Origin of the sequence: Novosphingobium naphthalenivorans NBRC 102051, from assembly GCF_001590985.1 — a bacterium.
GTDB lineage: Bacteria > Pseudomonadota > Alphaproteobacteria > Sphingomonadales > Sphingomonadaceae > Novosphingobium > Novosphingobium naphthalenivorans.
This window is the reverse complement of the sequence record NZ_BCTX01000192.1, coordinates 1-1,501: the sequence shown is the minus strand read 5'-3', so window position 1 is coordinate 1,501 and position 1,501 is coordinate 1. Positions and strand designations below refer to the sequence as shown.

Genomic DNA, 1,501 nt, shown 5'->3' with positions numbered 1-1,501 from the left:
GGCCGATCGACCATCTATCGAGAAATGCGCCGCCTCGGCGTGGAAAGGCCCATCTGAATGTCCAGATCGAAATCGGCTCACGATCTTTCCGGCCTGATGAAATATGCGGATCGCGCGCCATGGGATGAGGCATTGGCCGAAATGCTGTCCGCGCATCTCGATCCGGCGAGCGAAGCGACCGGACTCGAGCCTGACGCCATATTCGAGATAATTGGCGATCACTGGCAAGGGCCGCTATGGGGCTGCGCCTTTGAAGATCTGCTTACGCAGGAACTGGAACCCGACGGTCGCAATCTGGTCGATGACTATCTCAAGCGCCGGGGCTGGAACGAAAAGGCGCCGAACAAGGCCTATATGCGCGCGTTACGCGATACGGTCATGTCGCTCTATGAGGTCAGCGAAGTCGTGCCTGGTCAGTCGATGACCTTGCGCGATCTGCTGCGCGACGTTGCTCCGGTGACGGTGCGCGAACACGGTGCAACCCAGACCCTGGTCAACTGGGACAAGATCGCCGCAAGGGTTGTCGACGTGAACGGGCGCCATGGCATTTCCGGAGCGCTGTTGCCGTTCAGCGCTGAGGGCGCCGTGCGAGTGGTCGAGGCATTTTCCCGACTTGCCGACGAAACTCAGGACACTGCGGAATTGGACCCGTCCGATCGGGACGCGCTTCTGGGAGCATCGGGACCGATGTTCACGAACATGTGGCTGCTCGACTGTCTGGGCAAGGCCATGCCCGGCAGCGCGCCGGATATGGTCAACGCCGACGGCGATGACCTGGTGTTCCACCGTATCGTTTTTCCGCTGGCGAAAGGCGTGGTCGGCAAGAGCCTGATCCGAAGGCTGAACGCGGCACAATGGCTGGAACCTGCCAGCGACAGTTTCTGGAACTGGCTGGCACCAGCGACGAAGAACAAGAAGCCGCAAGCGACCAAAGGCAAGCGGGCCTTCGTCACGACCATGGATGACGGCACGCCGGTTTTTGCCAATGTGGAACTGGCAGGGCGCAAGCTGATCGTCGAGGTAAACAGTGCCGCCCGCGCGGAGCGAGCAATTACCCAGATGGGCGAATGGCTTGGTGATTGCGTGAGCGCGCCTATGGCCGAAATCCGGACGCTCGATCAGGTTATGGCCGACGATGCCGCCCGCACGCCACAGGACGAGGCGCTGGATATTCCACCGCATGAAATGGAGCGCATCGTTCACGATATGCTGACCCGTGAATATACGAAAACGCTCGATGAGCCGGTCCCAGCCCTCAGCCACAAGACGCCACGCGTTCTGGCCTGTACAAAGGCGGGGCGGGTAAAGGTAGCCGACTGGCTCAAATATATCGAAAATGGCGCGGCAAAATCGGGCACCGCCGATCCGATGGGCACCTATGACTTTACATGGATGTGGGAAGAACTGGGGCTTAGCGACCTCCGGCGGTAACGGCCATCATGCGGTTCTTGAAATGTTCTCGCTTAGCGTTGTCTGGCGTACCTTCCACGCGATGCCCTCA

General features: G+C 60.0%; 1 protein-coding gene. It reads left to right on the top strand.

The genetic code is table 11. From position 1 onward, the window contains the following. Positions 1 to 57 precede the first annotated feature (57 nt). Entirely contained in the window at positions 58 to 1,431 is a 1,374-nt protein-coding gene (locus NN5_RS24635) for a DUF7986 domain-containing protein (protein WP_031293519.1), read from the top strand. Positions 1,432 to 1,501: the final 70 nt, after the last annotated feature.

Coding starts and splice junctions, on each gene's coding strand:
- NN5_RS24635 (WP_031293519.1), top strand. CDS start 58: ATGTCCAGATCGAAATCGGCTCACGATCTTTCCGGCCTGATGAAATAT.